Genomic DNA, 811 nt, shown 5'->3' with positions numbered 1-811 from the left:
CGATTGCGCGCACGGTGCGGCCTACAAGGTGGCGCCGGCGGCCTTGTGGGAACTGGGCGCAGAAGTGATCGCCATTGGCGTGGCGCCAGACGGGTTCAACGTGAACGACAAGGTGGGATCGACCCATCCCAAGGCGTTGCAGTTGAAGGTGCTGGAGAGCGGCGCCGATATCGGCATCGCGCTGGATGGTGATGCAGACCGGCTGATCGTGGTGGATGAACGCGGCCAGGTGGTGGATGGCGATCAGTTGATGGCGCTGATCGCCAGCCGCGCGGCGGAAGCCGGCACGTTGAAGGGCGGCGCGCTGGTGGCGACCGTGATGTCCAACCTGGGGCTGGAGCGGTTCCTGGAGTCCAAGGGCATCGCGCTGCACCGGGCCGCCGTGGGCGACCGCCATGTGCTGGAACTGATGCGTGATCGCGGCTGCAACGTGGGCGGCGAGCAATCGGGGCATATCATCCTGTCTGATCACGCGACGACGGGCGATGGCCTGGTGGCGGCCTTGCAGGTGCTGGCCGCGATGGTGGGCAGCGGCAAGCCGGCGAGCGAGTTGCTCCACCTGTTCGATCCGTTGCCGCAGTTGCTGAAGAATGTGCGTTTCAAGGGCGGCGCACCGCTGGAGGCGGACAGTGTGAAGGCCGCGATTGCGGCGGGTGAGGCGAAACTGGCCGGGCAGGGGCGCCTGCTGATCCGCAAGAGCGGCACCGAGCCGCTGATCCGGGTGATGGCCGAAGGCGAGGACAAGGCGCTGGTCGGCCGCGTGGTCGATGATATCTGTGCGGCTGTTGCGGCAGCGGCCGCCTGATGCTGG

At 67.3% G+C, this 811-nt stretch carries 1 pseudogene; it reads left to right on the top strand.

Annotated elements, in window-relative coordinates:
* Positions 1–805 (top strand): annotated as a pseudogene (locus RT662_RS07130) (phosphoglucosamine mutase); the annotation flags it as partial.
* Positions 806–811 lie beyond the last annotated feature (6 nt).

Origin of the sequence: Sandarakinorhabdus sp., assembly GCF_032115815.1 — a bacterium.
Classification (GTDB): Bacteria; Pseudomonadota; Alphaproteobacteria; order Sphingomonadales; family Sphingomonadaceae; genus Sandarakinorhabdus.
The sequence above is the reverse complement of the archived record's forward strand: the minus strand, read 5'-3'. Positions and strand labels throughout refer to the sequence as shown.